We start from the raw sequence: 18,443 nt of genomic DNA on the forward strand, positions 1-18,443 counted from the left end.
GAACAAAAGCTGCGATCAGGCGGACCAACCGCCCTTGGGCGAATCGATCACCGCGGCCGGCGACCAGCCGCCCTTGGGCGAGCCACCGGCCACCTGGGCCAGCTGCTGGGGCTGCAGTTCAACCGGGCCGCGCTTCTCCGGCTGGCGCTGGGTAGCCGGTGCGTTCAAGCTGGGCGTGGCGGTGGTGCGGCGGATCGAGAAGTTCATGGTGCGGCTCCAGGGTCGAAAGGCGTGCCCGGTGGCACGGTTCACGACATTGGAGCAGCGCGTCGCGGCGCCGATAACTGTCAGCTCTTACAGGGCCATGGGCGCCGGGCCACTTCCGGTTCAGAGGCCATTGCCACCGAAATCAGTCGATCAGGCCCAGCCGCAAGGCCTTGAGCACCGCCTGCTGCTTGTTGATGCAGCCCAGCTTGTGCATCGCGTTGGTGACGTGAAAGACCGCCGTCCGTTCGCTGATGCCCAGCACCGCGCCCACTTCCCAGGCGGTCTTGCCCTCCATGGTCCAGCGCAGCACGTCGAGCTCGCGCGGCGTGAGGCTGGGGCGCTCGGGCTGCTCGGCCGGAGGCAGCAGCAGGCGCAGCGCGGTGTCCTGGGCATGGACGGCAAAGAGCTGCAGGTCGGCCACCAGGCGCTGCAGTTCCTGCGCGTCGCTGGGCAGGGGATCCTCGCGGTCGACGCCGAACTGGAAATGCTTGCCCTCGGGCAGGTGCAGTGCCATCGCGATGCCGGTGCGAAAACCGTGGCGGGCCTGGTGCTCCCACAACTCGCCCAGTCCGCGCTCGACATAGGTCTCCTGGTCCCAGACGATGGGCACGCTATGGCGCCGGCAATGCTGCATCACCGGATCGCTGCGCTGCATCACCGGATCGAGATAGGTGTCGGTGTACTCGGCCGGCGTGTTGTCGACATTGATGAACTCGCACTTGCCGAGGCCGAGGTCGACCACGGTGATGGCCGACACCGTGTCGAAGCCGAGCCCGTGTGAAAAACGCACCAGTTCCTCGCGAAATTCTTCGCGATTGGCAGCCCTCAATACCGACGAATATCCACCAGGGAGCATGGCCCTCCTCGCTAACTGTGAGCCTCGTCAGCGAATGGCTTGCCCTGACAGGATTTACAGCTTTCCCGTGGCGCCTTCATGTCGAAAGATAGCGATATGCGAAACACAGCCATTCAGTCCCGAAACCAAGCCCCCGCACTGCCTGTGGCCGCACCCTGGTCGCTGCGCGCTTGGCCACCCTTATTGTGGCAGGCCGGTGAACCCGCGCCCGTGCGCTTTCGACACCTGGGCACGCGTGTGATGCCGGTCGGACCGGCCGCGGGCACGGCCGCCGGCCAGACCATCTGGGCGGCCACCAGTGCCGAAGGCGAGGCCGGCATGGCCTGGGACTGGATACAGATCTGCCGCGGCGTGGTGGCGATGGCCGACCCGCTGGCCGTGGTCACCAATCTGCGCCTGGTCGGCGCCGAAGGCGCGGTGCTCAGCGCGCAGGAGGCGGCGCTCTTCCTCAATGAACTGGTGAGCGCGCTGCCCTGGCAGCAGGAGGTGCATCGGGCACTGGGGCAGCGCGCCAATTGATCCCTGCGGGTCTGCATCCAACCGGATGACGGCGGCAGGCGGTTGAAGGCAAACCCCGGTCAGGCGAGCGCGGCACGGCGCAGCGTGCGCGCCACATAGGCCAGCGACAGCGCCGCCAGCGCGGCACACACCGCCACCCCCGGCAGCACGGCGGCGGCAGTGAGCGGCTCGCCGCCGAGCACGCGGCCCATCAGCGTGGTCTGGGCCAACGCCGGCAGCCACAGATGCCAGGGCGCCGTGCCCTCCTGGTTGAGCAGGCCCACCAGCGGTAGCAGCGAGAAGGCCAGCATCACCCCGGTGGCGTTCGCCTGCGCCTCCTTGAAGCTGCGGCAGCGGATGGCGATGGCCATCAGCAGTGCCGCCAGCGCCACCGCCAGCGGCAGCAGCAGGGCGACGAAGGCCAGCGCCTCACCGGGGCCGAAGCGGAACATCGCCGACAGCGCCTCGCTGCGCAGCAGCCACTGGCCGGGCAGGAAACTCAGGCAGGACAGCACCGCGATGAGCATGCCGATGCTGGCCACCGCGCCCCACTTGCCCAGCACCAGGGCGCCGCGTGCGGCCGGGTTCATCAGCAGCGGTTCCAGCGAGCCGCGCTCGCGCTCGCCGGCGGTGCTGTCCAGCGCCGCATTGAGGCAGCCGTAGAGCACAGCCATCAGCACAAAGAAGGGCACCATGGTGCCAAGCTGGGCGGCGCGCTGGGCCGGATCGGCAAGGTCGCGCTCCTCCACCTGCACCGCCTCCAGCAGCGCCGGCGCGACGCCGCGCAGCACCAGGCGCAGCGTGGCCTGCTCCTGGTTGAAGGCGCGCAGCAGGCGCAGCACGGCGCCGCTGCCGATCTGGGCACGGCGGTTGGCGGCGCTGGAGACAAGCTCAACCTCGGGCGCCTCGCCGCGCTGCAGCGCGTCCTCGAAGCCGGGCGGGATCACCAGCACCGGGTCGCCGAGCGTGCTGTCGCGCAGCTGCTGCTCGTAGTTGGCCGGCGCCGCGGCCACGGCGTAGGTCTGGCGCTCGATGAAGTTGCGCAGCGTCGGCGCGTGCTCCATGCCGTGGACGACCACGGTGCGCGCCTCGGCCCGCTTCTCCACACCGGCCACCAGCTGCGACACCAGCACCAGCACCAACGGGCCCATGGCCACCGAGCTGAGCAGCACCATCAGCAGCGTGCGGCGGTCGCGCAGCGCGTCGAGCAGCTCCTTGCGGTAGACGATCCAGGCCGCCTTCACGGCGCCGCCCCCGCGCCGCCATAAGCCAGGCGCACGAAGGCTTCCTCGAAATCCGCCGTGCCGGCCAGTGTGCCCAGCGCGGCCACCGTGCCGGCAGCGACGGTGCGGCCACGCGCCATCACGACGACGTGGTCGCACAGGCGTTCCACCTCCTGCATGATGTGGGTGGAAAACACGATGCACTTGCCCTGCTCGTCGCGCAGCCGGCGCAGCGCCTCGCGCAAGGCGCGCGTGGCCAGCACGTCGAGGCCGTTGGTCGGCTCGTCGAGCACGATGTTGGGCGGGTCATGCACCAGGGCACGGGCCAGCGCCGTCTTCATGCGCTCGCCCTGGCTGAAGCCCTCGGTGCGGCGGTCGAGCAGGGCCGCCATCTCCAGCACCCGCGCCAGGGCCTCGGCACGCGCGTTCGCGGCCGGGGCCGACATGCCGTGCAGGCGGCCGTAGTAGACGATGTTCTCGCGCGCCGTCAGCCGCGGGTAGAGGCCGCGCGCATCGCTGAGCACGCCCATGCGCGCCAGCGCCGCCCGTGGCTGGCGCGCGACCTCGATGCCGTCCACAAGCACCTGGCCGGCGTCGGGCTCGATCAGCGCCGCGGCGATGCGCAGCGTCGTCGTCTTGCCGGCGCCGTTGGGGCCCAGCAGGCCGGTGATGCGGCCGTCGGCAGCGACGAAGTCCACGCCGTCCACCGCCCGCACCCAGGATGCCGCGCGCCCCCGGCCCGGGCGGAAGGCCTTGGCGAGGCCCACCACTTCGATCACGGCGCTACCCCGGTCGGCGGCACGAAGGCGCGGGGCCGCGGCAGCTGACTGGCGCAGCCGGTGTCCACGGTCAGGGCCGCGGCCTCGTCTTCGGCGGCGATGAAGCGGAAGACCACGTCGCGCAGGCAGGGCAGGGCCAGCAGGCCATGGCCGCCCTGGGCCACCACAACATGGCTTGCGCGCGGCCCCAGCACACGCGCCACGCGTTCACCGTGGCGCGGCGGCGTCACCGGGTCGGCGCCGCCCGACAGCAGCAGCGTCGCCGCCGGGGCCGGGCCCAAGTGATAGAAGTCAGCCACCACTTCGCCGCGCGGCCAGTCGGCACAAGCTTGGCGATAGGTGTCAGCAAAGGCTTCGCCGGCATCCGCCGCCATGCGCGGCACGTCCTCGGCGCAGACCACCGAATAGTGCAGGCCGACGGCAACCCGGCCGCGCCGCGCCGGCTGCACCGCCTGGGCCAGCGCGATGAGCGGATCGAAGCGCCCGCTGGCCGCCTCGGCAATGGCCGCCGGCAGCGCCGCCGCCAGCGAGGGCGCGTAAAGCGGTTGGCGCACCAGGCCCAGCAGCGCGTCACGTCCCAGGCTCAGTGTCTGCGGCACGCCGGTGAGCGGGTCGCGCACCGTGGCCGCATGCGGGGCGCCGGCCAGCAGGCGCTGCCAGTCGGCGACCAGGCCAGGGTGGCGAGCGCGGCAGCCAGCCTCGGCCCCACAGGCGGCAAAGACGGCGGCCAGCGCTGCCTGCTGATCAGCCGCCGCCGCCTGCGGCAAGGCCATGTCGGGCGGCACCACGCCATCGAGCACGGCGCGCCTCACCGCAGCCGGAAACTGGCGCATGTAGTCCAGCGCCACCCGCGTGCCGTAGGAGGTGCCGACGATGTTGATGCGCCCGGCGGCTAGCGACCGCCGCACGGCATCGACATCCTGTACCGCCAGCGCCGTGGTGTAGTGGCGCAGATCGCCATGCGGCAGCCGCTGCAACCGCTGGCGGCAGGCGCTCAGGCGCTGCAGCGCCAGCGCCGGGTCGGCCATCTCGGCCAGCCGGGCCAACGGCTGGCCCGGCTCGTCGCAGGCCAGGGGCGCGCTGCGACCGTTGCCGCGCAGGTCCACCAGCACCACATCGCGCCGGTTGGAAAGCCGCGCCAGCAGCCGGGCCACGCTGCCTGCCAGAGCTATGGCACTCTGCCCCGGGCCGCCGGCGAAGAAGAACACCGGGTCGGGATGACGCTGGCGCGCCAGCGCCGGCAGCACCGCGAAGTGAACGTCGATGTGTACGCCGTCGGGCCGTGCCGGATCGAGGGGCCGCGTGACGCTGCCGCAGAAGGCCTCGTGCTCGACGCCGGCCAGTCGGCAGGCGGTCAGGCCGGGCCGGGTTTCGGCGGCCGCGGCCGGCGGCGCAGCCAGCGCCCACGCCAGGGCCCCCAACAGCGCCAGCCGCTTCATCGCCAGGCCGCGACAGCCCAAGCCCGGCCTCAGCCCAGCATCCGCTTGATCTCGCCGCTGGCGATCAGGCGCGCCAAGTCGTCGGCCCCGCCCACCAGCGTGCCCTTGACGAAGACCATCGGCAGTGTCGGCCAGCCGGCCCACATCTTCAGCGCCAGGCGGCGCCGCCATTGCGAGAAATAGCTGCCGTACTCCATGTAGTGGTGGGCGATCCCGGCGGCCTCCAGCGCCTTGCGGGCGCGGCGCGGAAACGGGTTCTGGCGCATGCCCACCACCACCACGGCGTGGCGGGCGATGGCGTCCTGCACCTCGAGCAGCGTCTGGGCGTGCTGGCCGGCGACGACATCGCGCACTGTTGGGTGGATGCGGGCTTCATCAAGGACGGGGCGTGGCATGGGCGTTCTCCGGTTGGCGCAGTATCGCCGCGGCCGGCAGGGCCGCGCCGATGCCGCTATCGTCACGCCTCCGTCCAAACCCCCAGGAGGCAAACCCATGAAGCTCTATTACAGCCCCGGCGCCTGCTCGCTCAGCCCGCACATCGTGCTGCGTGAATCCGGCCTGCCCTTCACGCTGGAAATGGCCAGCACCAAGACGCACAAGCTGGCCGACGGCACCGACTACCACACCATCAACGCCAAGGGCTATGTGCCCCTGCTCGAGCTCGACGACGGCCAGCGCCTCAGCGAAGGCCCGGCCATCGTGCAGTACATCGCCGACCAGGTGCCGGCCAAGGCGCTGGCACCGGCCGCCGGCACGATGGCGCGCTACCGCCTCGTCGAGTGGCTCAACTTCATCACCACCGAGCTGCACAAGGGCTTCTCGCCGCTGTTCAACCCGGCCATGCCCGAAGAGGCCAAGGCACTGTTCCGCGCCCGCCTGGGCGAGCGCTTCGCCTGGGTCGACAGCCAGCTCGAAGGCCGCCAGCACCTGATGGGCGACGGCTTCACGGTGGCCGACGCCTATCTCTTCACCGTCAGCGGCTGGGGCAAGTATGTCGGCGTCGACATCAGCGGCTTCAAGAACCTGGGCGCCTACCTGGGCCGTGTGGCGGCCCGCCCGGCGGTGCAGGAAGCACTCAAGGCTGAAGGCCTGGCCTGAGGCCCGCTTGCGGCCGCGGGCCGGCGGGCGCTCAGGCGCTCTTCTTGTCCGCCGGCCGCAGCAATGCGCTGCAGCTGGCGCGGCGCGCGTCACCTGCGGCGATGCGGCTGCAGATGCCGTCGAGTTGCGCCTGCAGCCGGCGCAGGCTGTCCTTGTGGCGGCCGTCCTCGTTCCAGGTTGCCAGCTTGCTGCCTATACGCGCAAGCGAGCGCGCACTGCGGCCGTCGAAGGCGCCGCTGTCGCGCGCCGCCTCGACCAGCAGCTGGGCCGCGGTCTTCTCGATGCGCGCGCCGTCCTGCGGCGCCAGATCGACCAGGGCCAGCAGGTAGCCGGCGCCCCATTGCAGGCGCGTCGCCGGGCCCTCGCTGCTGTCAAAGGCCTTCTGGTACCAGCGCAGTGCATCCTCGTTGCGACCCAGCTTGCGCGCGTTGCCGCCGAGCTGGCTCATCAGGTAGTAGGGCGAATGGCTGCGCGCCAGGTTGGCCTCGAGCAGTGCCTCGCTCTCGGTCCACAGCCCGGCGCGGCCGAGCAGGCTGCCCGCGGCGGTGATGACGGCCTGGCGCTCGTAGGCATCGGTGGTCTCGCGGTCCAGCCGCGCCGTGTGCTCGCGCACGTCCTTCACCAGCGCCGCGGGCAGGCGCGGTCGCACCGTGTCCTTGGGCTGGGCCAGCCGCGCCAGGTCGACGCGGGCATAGAGCGCCATCAGGCGGTCGCCGCGCGACAGGCCGGCATCGGCCTCCAGGCGCTCGAGCGCGGCGGCATAGGCCTTCACCAGCGGCCAATCGGGTGCCGCGCCCTCGCCATCGAGCGTCTGCACGATCTCGACCGCGTTGTTGGCGAGCACATCCATCTGGGCGCGCACCTGGGCCGGGGCGGCCAGCAGGCGCAACAGCCGTTCGCGCTGCGCCGCCTCCGGCAAGGCGGCCGGGCTGCCGTCGTTGGCGGCCAACGCCTTCAGCCACAGGCGATGCGCGGTCTCGGCGTCAGCGGCCGGCGCCGCGGTGGCCAGCCGGCGCAGCGTGGCGGCGAGCTCGGCCTTGGGCTGCAGTTGCTGCTCGTCGGTATCCCAGGAGTAGAAGGCCAGCAGCCGCCACTCGGCCGCGGCCAGCGCCTTGCCCGCCAGCGCGTCCTTCAGCACCGCCGCCACCGGCCGCCCGCCGGCCATGCCCAGCTGCAGCACCGCCAGCGCCTGGGCCGCGTCCACCTCGCCCGGCAGCCGCGTCAGCTCCTGGCCCTGGGCGTTGAAGAGCACCAGCGTCGGGTAGCCGCTGACCTTGAAGCGCTGGCCCAGGCGCTGCGCGCCGGGTCGGTCGCCGTCGACATGAACGGCGACGAAGCCGCGCGACAGCGCCGCGAACTCCTGGCGGTTGAACAGCGTCGCCTTGAGCTGGTTGCAGGGCGGGCACCAGGTCGCGCCCCAGTACAGCAGCACCGGCTTCTTCTCCGAGCGGGCGTGCGCAAAGGCGCCGTCGACGTCGGCGTCCGCCGCCGCGGCCAGCCAGGCCACGTTGGTGGACGGCAGGCCGGGTGCCGCGCTGGCGGGCTGGGCCCGGGCCAGCAGCAGGGCCAGCGCGGTGGCAGCGAACAGGGTCTTCATGGCGACATCTCCAGGCGCGGGACGGCGGTCGCGCCAGGGCCGGGATTCTGCGCCGTCGCGCCGGGCAGCACACGCCGGACCTGCCACGCCCGAACGCCGGAGGAGGCCCGGCCCACTTTCGCACGCCGACGGCCGCGGCACAGGGTCACCCGGGCCCCGGCTGGACCGGGAAACTCCTAACATTCGAGGTCATGCCCAAGAATCGACCAGCCTCATTGCCTGCCGCCTGGCGCCGCGCCGCCTGCCTGGCCGTCCTGGCCCTGAGCCTGCCGGCGCTGGCCGCCGATCCCAAGGCCTCCAAGCTCTACGAGGACGCCCTCGTGCGCTTCGAGAAGAAGGACATGCCGGGCACCATCATCCAGCTCAAGAACGCGATCAAGATCGACCGCAGCCTGCTGCCGGTGCATGTGCTGCTGGGCAAGGCCTTGCTGGCCAATGGCGATGTGGCGGCGGCCGAGGTGGCGTTTGCCGAGGCGCTCAACCTGGGTGTCAACCGGGCCGAGGTCGTGGTGCCGATGGCGCGGGCGGTCATCGCCCAGGCCAAGCATCAACTGGTGATCGAGCAGCAGCGCTTCAGCCCGGCCGGCCTGCCTCCGGCGGTGCAGGCCCAGCTGCTGCTGCTGCGCGCCAGCGCCACCTCGGACGTGGGCGACCCCCGCAACGCGCTCAGGCTGATCGAGGAGGCGCGCGCCATCGACCCCGCCAGCCCCGACAGCTGGCTGGCCGAGATCCCGGTGCGCATCCGCGCACGCCAGCTGGCCGAGGCCAGGCTGGCTTCGGAGCGCGCGCTCATCCTGGCACCCAAGTCGGCCGAGGGCCATTACCTCAAGGGCACCATCCAGCACAGCACGGGCGATGCCGCCGGTGCGCTGGACAGCTACAACCGCGCCCTGGCCCTGGACGCCACGCACACCGAGGCCCTGGTGGCGCGCGCCGGCCTCGCGGTAGACCAGGGGCGGCTCGAGGCGGCACGCGCCGATGTCGAGGTGCTGCTCAAGACCTCGCCACAAGACCCGCGCGGCAGCTTCATCCGCGCCCTGCTCGAAGAGCGGGCCGGCAAGGTGGCTGCGGCGCGCGAGGCGCTGAACAGCGTCACCAACCTGCTCGACCCGATCCCGATGGACTTCTTCCGCTACCGGCCGCAGGCGCTGATGCTGGGCGGGCTGGCGCACTACGGGCTCAACCAGCGCGAGAAAGCCAGGCCCTACTTCGAAGCGGTGACGCGGGTCCAGCCCCAGAGCCCGGTCGCCAAGGTGCTGGCGCAGATCTACCTGGCCGACAAGAACATCGACCGCGCCATCGAGTCGCTGGACAACTACCTCAAGGGCGCACCGCAGGACGCCCAGGCCGTGCTGCTGCTGGCTTCCATCCACTTCTCGCAGGGCCGCCACACGCGGGCGGCGCAGATGATGCAGGCGGCGCTCAAGATCCAGGATCTGCCGTCCTATCACGCGATGCTGGGCGCCAGCCTGGTCGGCACCGGCAAGTTCGCCGACGCTGCACGCGAGCTCGAAACCGCCTTCGCCAAGGACAACGGCCAGCTGCAGGCCGGCATGGCACTGGCCACGCTGCACCTGCGCAATCGCCAGCCGGCGGCGGCCGTGGGCGTGGCGCGCGCACTGGCCAAGCGGCTGCCCGCCAATGCCGGCGTGCAGAACCTGCTGGGCACGGCCCTGGCCGCCAGCGGCGACGCCGCCGCGGCACGCACTGCCTTCGAGCAGGCCGGCAAGCTCGATCCGGCCTTTGCCGCGCCGCAGGTCGGCCTGGCCCGGCTGGAGATCCAGGCCGGCAGCCTGGATGCCGCCCAGGCACGCCTCGCCCGTCTGCTGCAGGCCAACGAAAAGGACGTGGACGCGCTGCTGGAACTGGCCACCGTCAACGAGCGCGCCAACCGCCTGGCCGAGGCCCAGCGGCTGCTGGAAAAGGCTTCCGACCACAGCGGCCCGGGTGATCTCCAGCCGGCGCTGGCCCTGGTTGAATTTCACCTGCGCCAGGGCCGGGCCGACGCCGCCGCCGAAGCCACCAAGCGCCTGACCAGCAAGGCACCCGAGGCCTTGCCGGTGTTGATCGCGCTGGCCCGCACCAGCCTGGCCGGCGGCAACCCGGCCGCGGCGCAGACCACGCTCGCTCGCGCGGCCGGCCTGGCCGGCTATGACGCGCCCATGCTTCTGCGCATTGCCACCCTTCAACTGGCGGCAGGCAGCGTGGCCGGCGCCAGCCACAGCCTTGAAAAGGCCTTGTCCGACCGGCCTGACTTCCTGCCTGCGATGGCCTTGATGACCGAGGTCGACCTGCGCCAGGGCGAGACGGCCAAGGCCGAGGCCAGGGCCCGCCAGATGATCGCCAAGCATCCCAAGTCGGGGGCCGGCTACGCGCTGCAGGGCGACGTGGCGCTGCAGCGCCGACAGCTGGCGGCGGCGGTGGCGGCCTACCGGCAGGCGCACCAGATCGAACAGACCACGGCCAGCCTGCTGCGCCTGCAGCGCGCCGTGGCCCTGACGGATGGCGCCGCGGCGGTGCAGCTGGCCGAGCAATGGCTCAAGAGCCGCCCGGGCGACCTCGCGGTGCGCCTGGCGCTGGCCGACAGCCAGGCGCGCAGCGGCAATCTGGCCGCGGCCAAGGCCTCCTACAACGCCGTGCTGGCCCTCCAGCCCACCGACGCCGAAACCCTCAACAACCTGGCCCAGGTGCTGATCGCCCAGAAAGATGCGGGCGCGCTGGAAGTTGCCGAGCGGGCCCTGAAGGCCAGGCCCGGTGCGCCCCACATCATCGGCACCGCCGGCTGGGCGGCGCACAAGGCCGGCCAGACCGACCGCGCGCTGCAACTGCTGCGCGACGCCCGCCTGCGCAACCCGAACAACCCCGAGACCCGCTACTACCTGGGCACCGTGCTCGCCAGCACGGGCCGCAAGACCGAGGCACGCGAAGAGCTGGAGGGTGCGCTCAAGGCCGGACGCCAGTGGCCCGGTGCCAAGGAAGCGGAAATCCTGCTCGCTTCCCTCAAGTAGGCGATACCCGAATCTGTCGCCCTTCCTTACAGTCACGCCCTAAGCGCTGGGTCACGATCACCCAAGCGATTGATTCAAAAGAACATCGAGCCACTGGCTCGAAAATTGCTTCCCAGTAAACCCTGGCGCCCACCCGGCGCCAGGCATCGAAAAGTAAGCCTGAGGCCGCCATGAGCAAGTCGCTATCGAAATTTCTGACCCTGCTGTCGCTGGCCGTTGCCGCGGCACTGCCGGGTGCGGCATCGGCCCAGGCCACCTGGAACCTGTACCGCGACGCCAGCGCGCCCCTGGACCCCAACAGCTGCCTGCAGGGCGCTGCCAACTACGGCAGCTACGGCAACACCTACAGCTGCACCGGCAGCACGGGGGGCACGGTCACGGCGTCGGCCTGGTCGGTCGAGAAAGGCGCCACGGGCAATGCCAACGCGCTGGACTATTCCGGCAGCTACTACGCCAACGCCTTTGTCAGCGACAACGGCACGGCCGGCTTCGGCTCCAAGAACCGCACCGAGACCCTCGCCTCCGGCGGCCCCTACCAGCACGCGGTGGACAACATCCCGGGCGCCTACGATTTCATCCTGCTCGATTTCGGCGCCGCCAACGTGGTGCTCGAATCCTTCGGCCTGGGCTATGCCTGCACGATGGACATGTCCTATTCCACCACCGCCTGCAAGGCCAGCAAGGCCGACCTGACCATCATGCGCTGGAGCGGCGACACGGCCCCCACGCGCGGCACCGGCACCGCCACCATGGGCAGCAACCAGACGCTCACCGACAGCGGCTGGCAGCTGGTGGGCAGCTACCAGGGCGTGCAGGCCGATTCACTCGACCCCTTCGGCGGCCAAAAGCGCAACACCAGCGCCACCCAGGGTTCGAGCTGGTGGCTGATCAGCGCCTTCAACACCACGCTCAACGGCGGAACGCAGTACTGCTCCGATTCCAGCGGCCTGGCCACCACCTGCTCCAACACCAACGACGCCTTCAAGCTGAACTGGATCAAGACCGCAGCCGCCTCCGTGGTCACGCCCGGCGTGCCTGAGCCGGCTTCGTTGGGCCTGGCCATGGCCGCGCTGGCGGCGCTGGGCTTCGTGCGGCGCCAATCCAAGGCCTGAGCACCCACGCCCTGTCGCATCGGCCGCCTTCCAGGCGGCCGATTTGCTTGTGGCGGCCGCAAGGCTCAGCCGCCGTCCTGATCACCCAGCATCGCCTGGCCGTCGTCCTGCTGCGGTGGCTCGGCATGGGCGCGCGCCAGCGCCATCCACACCGCGAAGGGCAGACGCAGCGCACGCCGCGGCGCCGGCCGTGCCACCTCGAGCCCGGCGCCGTCGGCCAGCATCACGCCGTAAAGCTCCGGCACCTCCTCGGGCTGGGCGATGCCGCGCCTGAGCACATACCAGCACTGGCTGGCCAGGGCGCGGTAGGCCTCGCCCTTGGCGGCGCGGCGCAGGTCGGACAGCAGGTCGGCGCGGCTGACCTTGATCTCATGCACCACCGGCTCGGTGTAGTCCTCCACCGTGGTGTGGCGTATCGAAAAGACATCGGGCATGGCCATCGCCCAGGCGGTGCCACCGTCCTCGGCGGCCAGCGGCGCGCGCAGGCTCAGGCCGCGCCAGACCACGCGCCCGGCGCGCTGCATCTCGCGCGCCACCTGGGCCACCAGGGCCTCGTGGGCATCGAAGGCGGCCTGGTTGCGCCGCCGCGTCTCGGCCAGCAGGGCGAGCCCGGCGTCGGTGACGCGCAGGGTCTCGCGGCCTTCGCCGTCCCACACGCGCTCGACCAGGCCGGCGACGAGCAGCTCAAGCTCGACGGCATCGCGGCAGGGCCAGCCCGCCGAGCGCCAGATCTCGCGCAGCCGGCGCCGCTGCGCCGCCGCCGCGTCGGCCACGGCGCTACTCGATGACCTGCACGCCCTTCCAGAAGGCGATGCGCCCCTTGATGTTGGCCGCCGCCTCCTTGGGGTCGGGGTAGGTCCACACCGCGTCGGGGTTGGCGTCGCCGTTCACGAACAGCGTGAAGTAGCTGGCCTGGCCTTTCCAGGAGCACATGGTCTTGGTGTTGCTGGGCAGCAGGTGGTCGCGGCTGATCGCATCGGCCGGGAAGTAATGGTTGCCCTCGACGACCACGGTGTCGTTGCTCTCGGCCACGACGGTGCCTTTCCAGACGGCCTTCATTGCGCTGCTCCCCGGCAAGAATTCGAGCGCGGCAGATTACCACCGCCATCGGCCGTGCATGCCACCGGGCGGGTTCAGTTCAGCCGCCCCAGGCATTGCAGATCCAGCCAGGCCACCAGGGGCAGCTCGCGCGCCAGCACGGCCGCATCCTCATGTTCGCGCACGAGCAGGCCGGTGCGCAGGTCGTGGCTGGAGTCGAACCAGCCGCAGCCGGCTGCGTGTTCATCGGCTGCGGTCTGCAGGCCGCCCGGGGCGGTGGAGCGGGGGGCAGTGGCAAGGCTCATCAACATGGCGGCACCTCTTGTGATCGGGTGCCGTCATGGTCGCGGCACCGCCGCCGCCAGGCCATCGCCCGGAGGTCGTGCCGCGGCGGGCCCCCATCGCGGGGACGCCGGCCACCCCCACCCGGGCGGGGGAACCCGCCCAGCCGCTGCTCATCCTCCGAAAGGCCGCACGCCTATCCAGGCCGCATGGGCCCACATTGCGAAGCCGGCCCAGGCGCCCAGGCCCACGGCCACCGTCACCAGCGTCGGCACCAGGCGGCCGGGCGCGTAGACCGTGGCGGCGGCGCGGTCGCGCCGGCGCGCGGCGATGAAGGCCAGCACCGACCAGGCGAGAAAGCCGCCAAAGAGCAGCAGCTCGGCCAGCGTGTTGTTGGCCAGCAGATGGGCCAGGGCCCAGGTCTTGACGCCCAGGATCATGGGGTGGTGCAGGCGCGCCTTGAGGGCATTGCCCGGCACATAGGCCGCCACCAGCAGCACGAAGGCCGGCAGCGTGATCAGGGCCGCGAGGTGGCGGGTCCAGGTGGGCGACGGCCACAGCACGGTGGGCGTCAGCCGCGCGGCACCGAAGCCGTAGATCAGCAGCGCGAAGCCGGCCAGAGAGATCAGCGAGTAAAGGCCCTTGTAGCGCTGCTCGCCCAGGCGGGCGAGAGTGGCGCTGCGCCAGCCCTCGGCAAAGATGCGCACCGAGTGGATGCCGAGGAAGAGCAAGAGGCCGGCGATCAGCAGGGTCATGGAACGGCTCCGGTCAGGGAAAGCCGGCATTGTGGCGGTGCATCGTGGCCGCCGTGCGATGGGGCGATGGCGGCCTCGGTCGGCCACAATTCGGGCTCGCGCGTTGAGCGCTGGTTGCACGCTTCACCCGGAAAGACTCGCCATGCCCAAGCCTTCCAGAACCGTCCTTGCCCTGATCGCCGCCGGCCTGGTTGCGGCCACCGCCGGATCCGCGCTCGCGGCCGATGCCAAGGTGCTGAACATCTACAACTGGTCGGACTACATCGCCGACGACACGATCAAGGCCTTCGAGAAAGAAACCGGCATCAAGGTCCGCTACGACAACTACGACAACAACGAGATCCTGCAGGCCAAGCTGGTGGCCGGCAAGACCGGCTACGACATCGTCGTGCCCAGCGCCCACTTCGCCAAGACGCAGATCGCCGGCGGCCTGTTCCAGAAGCTCGACCGCAGCAAGCTCACGAACTGGGGCAACCTCGACCCGGCCCTGCTCGAGAAGCTGGCGGCGGTGGATCCCGGCAACCAGTACCTGGTCGACTGGCTCTGGGGCTATGTCACGGTGGGCATCAACACCGGCAAGGTGAAGAGCGCACTGGGCGCCATGCCGCTGCCCGCCAACCCCTGGGATCTGATCTTCAAGCCCGAGTACGCCGCCAAGCTCAAGGGCTGCGGCATCAACCTGCTCGACTCGGCCAGCGAGGTGCTGCCGGTGGCCATGATCTACGCCGGCAAGGAGCCCTACAGCAAGACCGCCAAGGACTACGACGCCGCGAAAGAGGTGCTGTCCAAGGCCCGGCCCTATGTCACCCGCTTCTCGTCATCGGGCTACATCAACGACCTCGCTGCCGGCCAGCTGTGCGTGGTGATGGGCTACTCGGGCGACATCAACATCGCGCGCCAGCGCGCGCTCGACACCAAGAGCGGCCATGACATCAAGGCCCTGGTGCCCGACACCGGCGCCACGCTGTTCTTCGACACCATGGCCATCCCCAAGGATGCGCCCAATGCGGCCAACGCCCACGCATTCATCAACTACATCCTGCGCCCCGAGGTCCACGCGGCGCTGACCAACAAGGTCTTCTACGCCAACCCCAACGCGGCCTCGAAGAAGTTCGTCAAGAAGGAAGTGGCCGAGAACCCGACCATCTTCCTCTCGCCCACCGACCTCAAGAAGCTGACCAGCCCGGACGCCGTGCCGCAGGATCTTCGCCGCGTGCAGACGCGGCTCTTCACCAGCTTCAAGGCCAATACCAAGTAAGCGGCGCGCCGCACGGGCGGCGCCTCAAGGAGCGGTCACTGAGCGGCGCCGATAATCGCCGCTCCTGCCGCCCACGCCTTCACGCCCCATGCTCAAACGCCTCGTCCTGCCCCTGATCGCGCTGGTGCTGCTGGCCACGCTGTACTTCTGGGCCGCGCTGAACTGGAGCTATTCCACCGGCGACCGCGCCGGCTGGGTGCAGAAGCTGTCCAACAAGGGCTGGGTCTGCAAGACCTGGGAAGGCGAACTGGCGATGGTCTCGCTGCCGGGCTCAACGCCGGAGAAGTTTCTCTTCACCGTGCGCGACGACGCGGTCGCCGCGCGCATCACCCACGCCATCGGCAAGCGCGTCTCGCTGCACTACGAAGAGAAGGTCGGCCTGCCCGGCAGTTGCTTCGGCGAGACGCGCCACTACGTGATCGGGGTCACCGTGAGCGACGAGATTCCGCTCGCGCCCGGGGTGATGGTGCCGATGCCGCACGAGGCGACGGCAGCCGCCTCCGCCGCCTCGCGCTGAACACCGCCTGGGCGGGGCTCAGGCCTTGTACCAGATGACAGTCTTGCGCTCCTCGACCCAGGCGTCGTAGTTCTTCGCGAAAAGGTCTTCGATGCGGTTGCGCTTGACCTTGAAGGTCGGCGTGATGAGGTCGTTGTCCACCGTCCAGGCCTCGGCGGTGACGACCAGGCAGTCGAGCTGCTCGTGCGGATCGAGCGTCTCGTTGATGACCTTCACATGAGCCGCCAGCGAGGATTCGAGCTCGGCGCGTCCGGCCGGCTGGGCCGCCTTCTTGATGGCGTCGATGTTGAGCATGGCCAGGGCCAGCGGCTGGCCCAGGTTGGCGCCGGTCACGCAGCAGGCCTCGAGCGCGCCATGCATCACCAGGCGGTCCTCGATGGGCGCCGGCGCCACGTACTTGCCCTTGCTGGTCTTGAACAGGTCTTTCACGCGGCCGGTGATCTTGAGCCGCCCCTGGGCGTCGACCGCCCCCTTGTCGCCTGTCTTGAGCCAGCCGTCTTCGGTGAAGGCCTCGCGGCTCATCGCCGGTTCCTTGTAGTAGCCCAGCATATTGGCCGGACTGGCGATCTGCACCTCGCCGGTGGTAGCGTCAATGCGGCACTGCACACTGTCATAGGGGCGGCCCACGGTGCCGAAGCCCGTCGGGTTGCCGTCGCTGATGTGGGTGGCGCCTATGTTCTCGGTCATGCCGTAGCCTTCGGCAATGTTGATGCCCAGGCGCGCATACCAATGCAGCAGTTCCAGCGGCATGGGCGCCGCGCCGCCGGCGGCGAAAGTGCATTCCTGCAAGCCCAGGGCACCGAGGATCTTCCTGCGCACGATGCCGCCGAGGATGGGGATCTTCAGCATCAGGTTGAGCTTGGCCGGCGGCATCTTGGTGTTGATGCCCTGCTGGAACTTCACCCACAGCCGCGGCACCGAGAAGAAGACCGTGGGCCGTGCGCGCTGCAAGTCGGCCGTGAAGGTCTCCAGGCTCTCGGCGAAATAGACGTGCATGGACGTGGCCAGCAAGCCGTGCTCGACCAACGCGCGCTCGACCACATGCGACAGCGGCAGGTAGGACAGCATGCGCGACTGCTCGTTCAGCGGCACGCGCTTGAGGCCGAAGCTCAGCGCGGCGGCGAAGGCGCCGAAGCTGTGCATCACGCCCTTGGGTGCGCCAGTCGTGCCCGAGGTGTACATCAGGGTCGCCAGCTCATCGGCCGGCCGCACCGGGTGGCCGGCCAGCGGCGCCGTGCGCGCGGTGATGTCGTCCCAGGACGGGTAGCTTTTCACCGCGTCGTCCGGCGCCAGCGGCAGGCTGATGCAGGGCAGCTTGGCCGGCACGCCCGGCTTCATGCCGGCCCAGCCGTCGAGCTTGCCGACGAAGAGCACCTTGGATTCGCTGTGTTCGAGGATCTGCCGGATGGTGCCGGCCGCCAGCGTGGGGTACAGCGGCACCGAGACGAAGCCGCCCAGCCAGATGGCGAAGTCGCTCATCATCCAGTGCGCGGTGTTCTTGCTCAGCAGCGCCACCTTGTCGCCCGGCTGCAGGCCCAGGCTCTGCAGATGGGCGGCCATGCGCCGCGCCTGGTCGACGACTTCACGCCAGGTGTAGTCGCGCACCACGCCACCGCCCTGCGGCTGCGTGAGCGCGACGCGATCAGGTGCGGTCTTTTCCCAGTGGTAGAGGCGCTGCAGCGCCAGCGCCTCGGGGTCTATGCGGGTGGCCATCATGTTGCGGGGCCGGCGAAGGCCCGGGGTCGGCGGGGACTCTGGAGACTACCCAAGCCAGCAAGGTGGCAACAGCAGGACTTCCCTCAGACCGCCTTCAGCCGCGGCCGTGGGCGATGGCCAGATCCATCTCCTCGCGCGTCTGCCGCGCCGCGCGCAGCAGCAGGGTGGCATCCAGATCGGCCTGGGGTGCAATCACCAGGGCCAGTTCGTCCAGCGTATCGAGGTCGCCCTCCAACGCATTGACGATGACCGAGAGCGCAGCGATGGCCCGCTTGGGCACCTGGTCGGGCAGGCGCAGCGTGGCCTGGGCCTGCACATGGTGGCGCACGCTGGCCACGGCCGCCGGCCCCAGGCCCCAGGTCTCGCACAGCGCCGCACCCAGCGCGTCGTGGCTGACGCCGAAGCCCGCGTGCTCGAGCAGCACCAGTTCGCCGTCGTCGCTGGCGGCGCGCAGCATGGCGCGGTAGTGGTCGGGCGCATGGCGGAACAGCACGGCCTTGCCGCATTCCTCGAACAGGCCGGCCGAATGCGCGCCCCAGGCGTCGAGCAGCAGCCGCGTCGCCAGCCGCCCCATCAGCAGGCCACGGCGCGCCGCGCGCTGCCACAGCGGCTCGAGCTCGGCCGCTGGCGGAAAGGCGGCACGCAGGCCCATCTCGAAGGTGATGGCGGCAACCTCGCGCATGCCGAGATAGGAAATCGCCTGGTGGACGCTCTGCACGCGCCCTTTCAGGCCATAGAGCGAGGAGTTGACCGCCTTCATCACCGCTGCCGCCAGCGCCATGTCGGTCTCGATCAGCTCGGCCGCGGCAGTCAGGTTGATGTCGTCGTCGGCGAGCAGCAGCGACAGCTTCACCAGAGACTCGGGCTGGGCCGGGATGTTGATTTCGAGCGTGCGCAGATCGGGATCGACGGACATGCGGATGGACTGGGCTGGACAGGGAATGGAGCGGACCCCCGGATGCTACGACGCGGGCGCCCGCCGTGCCGGCCTTGGCGCCACCGCCTGCAGGGTCTGAAAACCAGAAAGGCGCCGCATCTGCGGCGCCTTCCAGGTACCGGC

General features: G+C 70.4%; 19 protein-coding genes. 6 read left to right on the forward strand and 13 right to left on the reverse strand.

Annotation, left to right across the window (positions count from 1 at the left end):
• Positions 1–15: 15 nt before the first annotated feature.
• Positions 16–207 (reverse strand): hypothetical protein, encoded by a 192-nt coding sequence (locus tag JMV16_RS15175; RefSeq protein WP_201495122.1) that lies wholly within the window; start codon positions 205–207, stop codon positions 16–18.
• A gap of 142 nt (positions 208–349) precedes the next feature.
• Positions 350–1,063: a helix-turn-helix transcriptional regulator gene (locus JMV16_RS15180; RefSeq protein WP_201495123.1), complete on the reverse strand. Its 714-nt coding sequence runs from the start codon at positions 1,061–1,063 to the stop codon at positions 350–352.
• Between the two features lie 210 nt (positions 1,064–1,273).
• Between JMV16_RS15180 and JMV16_RS15185 the strand changes: the two genes are divergently transcribed.
• Positions 1,274–1,582: a hypothetical protein gene (locus JMV16_RS15185; RefSeq protein ID WP_201495124.1), complete on the forward strand. Its 309-nt coding sequence runs from the start codon at positions 1,274–1,276 to the stop codon at positions 1,580–1,582.
• A gap of 59 nt (positions 1,583–1,641) precedes the next feature.
• Here the strand turns inward: JMV16_RS15185 and JMV16_RS15190 are convergent, their stop codons facing one another.
• From JMV16_RS15190 to JMV16_RS15205, 4 genes are read right to left on the reverse strand one after another with little or no spacing between them, the layout of a single operon-like run.
• Positions 1,642–2,805: an ABC transporter permease gene (locus JMV16_RS15190; RefSeq protein ID WP_201495125.1), complete on the reverse strand. Its 1,164-nt coding sequence runs from the start codon at positions 2,803–2,805 to the stop codon at positions 1,642–1,644.
• Positions 2,802–3,563, reverse strand: coding sequence for an ATP-binding cassette domain-containing protein (locus JMV16_RS15195; protein WP_201495126.1), 762 nt, complete (start codon positions 3,561–3,563; stop codon positions 2,802–2,804). The genes JMV16_RS15190 and JMV16_RS15195 overlap by 4 nt, the downstream gene beginning before the upstream one ends.
• Entirely contained in the window at positions 3,560–5,002 is a 1,443-nt protein-coding gene (locus JMV16_RS15200) for an alpha/beta fold hydrolase (protein ID WP_201495127.1), read from the reverse strand. Before JMV16_RS15200 ends, JMV16_RS15195 begins: the two co-directional genes overlap by 4 nt.
• A 29-nt stretch (positions 5,003–5,031) precedes the next feature.
• Positions 5,032–5,397 (reverse strand): glutaredoxin domain-containing protein, encoded by a 366-nt coding sequence (locus JMV16_RS15205; protein WP_201495128.1) that lies wholly within the window; start codon positions 5,395–5,397, stop codon positions 5,032–5,034.
• A 97-nt stretch (positions 5,398–5,494) separates the two neighbouring features.
• Between JMV16_RS15205 and gstA the strand changes: the two genes are divergently transcribed.
• Positions 5,495–6,100, forward strand: a complete 606-nt coding sequence (gene gstA / locus JMV16_RS15210) for a glutathione transferase GstA (protein WP_201495129.1) — start codon at positions 5,495–5,497, stop codon at positions 6,098–6,100.
• A gap of 31 nt (positions 6,101–6,131) precedes the next feature.
• Here the strand turns inward: gstA and JMV16_RS24540 are convergent, their stop codons facing one another.
• Complete coding sequence (locus tag JMV16_RS24540) at positions 6,132–7,697, reverse strand: thioredoxin family protein (protein WP_201495130.1); 1,566 nt, start codon at positions 7,695–7,697, stop codon at positions 6,132–6,134.
• 191 nt (positions 7,698–7,888) lie between these two features.
• On the opposite strand from JMV16_RS24540, the gene prsT reads away from it, so the two are divergent.
• Both prsT and JMV16_RS15225 read left to right on the forward strand, forming a co-directional pair.
• Complete coding sequence (gene prsT / locus JMV16_RS15220; RefSeq protein ID WP_201495131.1) at positions 7,889–10,705, forward strand: XrtA/PEP-CTERM system TPR-repeat protein PrsT; 2,817 nt, start codon at positions 7,889–7,891, stop codon at positions 10,703–10,705.
• A gap of 170 nt (positions 10,706–10,875) precedes the next feature.
• Complete coding sequence (locus JMV16_RS15225) at positions 10,876–11,817, forward strand: PEP-CTERM sorting domain-containing protein (protein WP_201495132.1); 942 nt, start codon at positions 10,876–10,878, stop codon at positions 11,815–11,817.
• Positions 11,818–11,882: 65 nt separating this feature from the next.
• Here the strand turns inward: JMV16_RS15225 and JMV16_RS15230 are convergent, their stop codons facing one another.
• The 4 genes from JMV16_RS15230 to JMV16_RS15245 form a co-directional block, all read right to left on the reverse strand.
• Positions 11,883–12,590, reverse strand: a complete 708-nt coding sequence (locus JMV16_RS15230; RefSeq protein ID WP_201495133.1) for a hypothetical protein — start codon at positions 12,588–12,590, stop codon at positions 11,883–11,885.
• A 4-nt stretch (positions 12,591–12,594) separates the two neighbouring features.
• Positions 12,595–12,876: a DUF427 domain-containing protein gene (locus JMV16_RS15235; RefSeq protein WP_201495134.1), complete on the reverse strand. Its 282-nt coding sequence runs from the start codon at positions 12,874–12,876 to the stop codon at positions 12,595–12,597.
• Positions 12,877–12,950: 74 nt separating this feature from the next.
• Positions 12,951–13,166, reverse strand: a complete 216-nt coding sequence (locus JMV16_RS15240) for a hypothetical protein (protein ID WP_201495135.1) — start codon at positions 13,164–13,166, stop codon at positions 12,951–12,953.
• Positions 13,167–13,310: 144 nt separating this feature from the next.
• Positions 13,311–13,892, reverse strand: coding sequence for an NnrU family protein (locus JMV16_RS15245; protein WP_201495136.1), 582 nt, complete (start codon positions 13,890–13,892; stop codon positions 13,311–13,313).
• Between the two features lie 142 nt (positions 13,893–14,034).
• On the opposite strand from JMV16_RS15245, the gene JMV16_RS15250 reads away from it, so the two are divergent.
• Both JMV16_RS15250 and JMV16_RS15255 read left to right on the forward strand, forming a co-directional pair.
• On the forward strand, positions 14,035–15,150 hold the full coding sequence (locus JMV16_RS15250; protein WP_201495137.1) for a polyamine ABC transporter substrate-binding protein: 1,116 nt from the start codon (positions 14,035–14,037) through the stop codon (positions 15,148–15,150).
• Positions 15,151–15,238: 88 nt separating this feature from the next.
• On the forward strand, positions 15,239–15,667 hold the full coding sequence (locus JMV16_RS15255; RefSeq protein WP_201495138.1) for a hypothetical protein: 429 nt from the start codon (positions 15,239–15,241) through the stop codon (positions 15,665–15,667).
• Between the two features lie 18 nt (positions 15,668–15,685).
• Here the strand turns inward: JMV16_RS15255 and JMV16_RS15260 are convergent, their stop codons facing one another.
• Positions 15,686–17,383, reverse strand: a complete 1,698-nt coding sequence (locus JMV16_RS15260) for an AMP-binding protein (RefSeq protein ID WP_310737105.1) — start codon at positions 17,381–17,383, stop codon at positions 15,686–15,688.
• Between the two features lie 94 nt (positions 17,384–17,477).
• Entirely contained in the window at positions 17,478–18,299 is an 822-nt protein-coding gene (locus JMV16_RS15265) for an HDOD domain-containing protein (protein ID WP_201495139.1), read from the reverse strand.
• Between the last annotated feature and the right edge of the window lie 144 nt (positions 18,300–18,443).

Origin of the sequence: Rubrivivax sp. A210, from assembly GCF_904426505.1 — a bacterium.
Lineage (GTDB): Bacteria > Pseudomonadota > Gammaproteobacteria > Burkholderiales > Burkholderiaceae_C > Rubrivivax.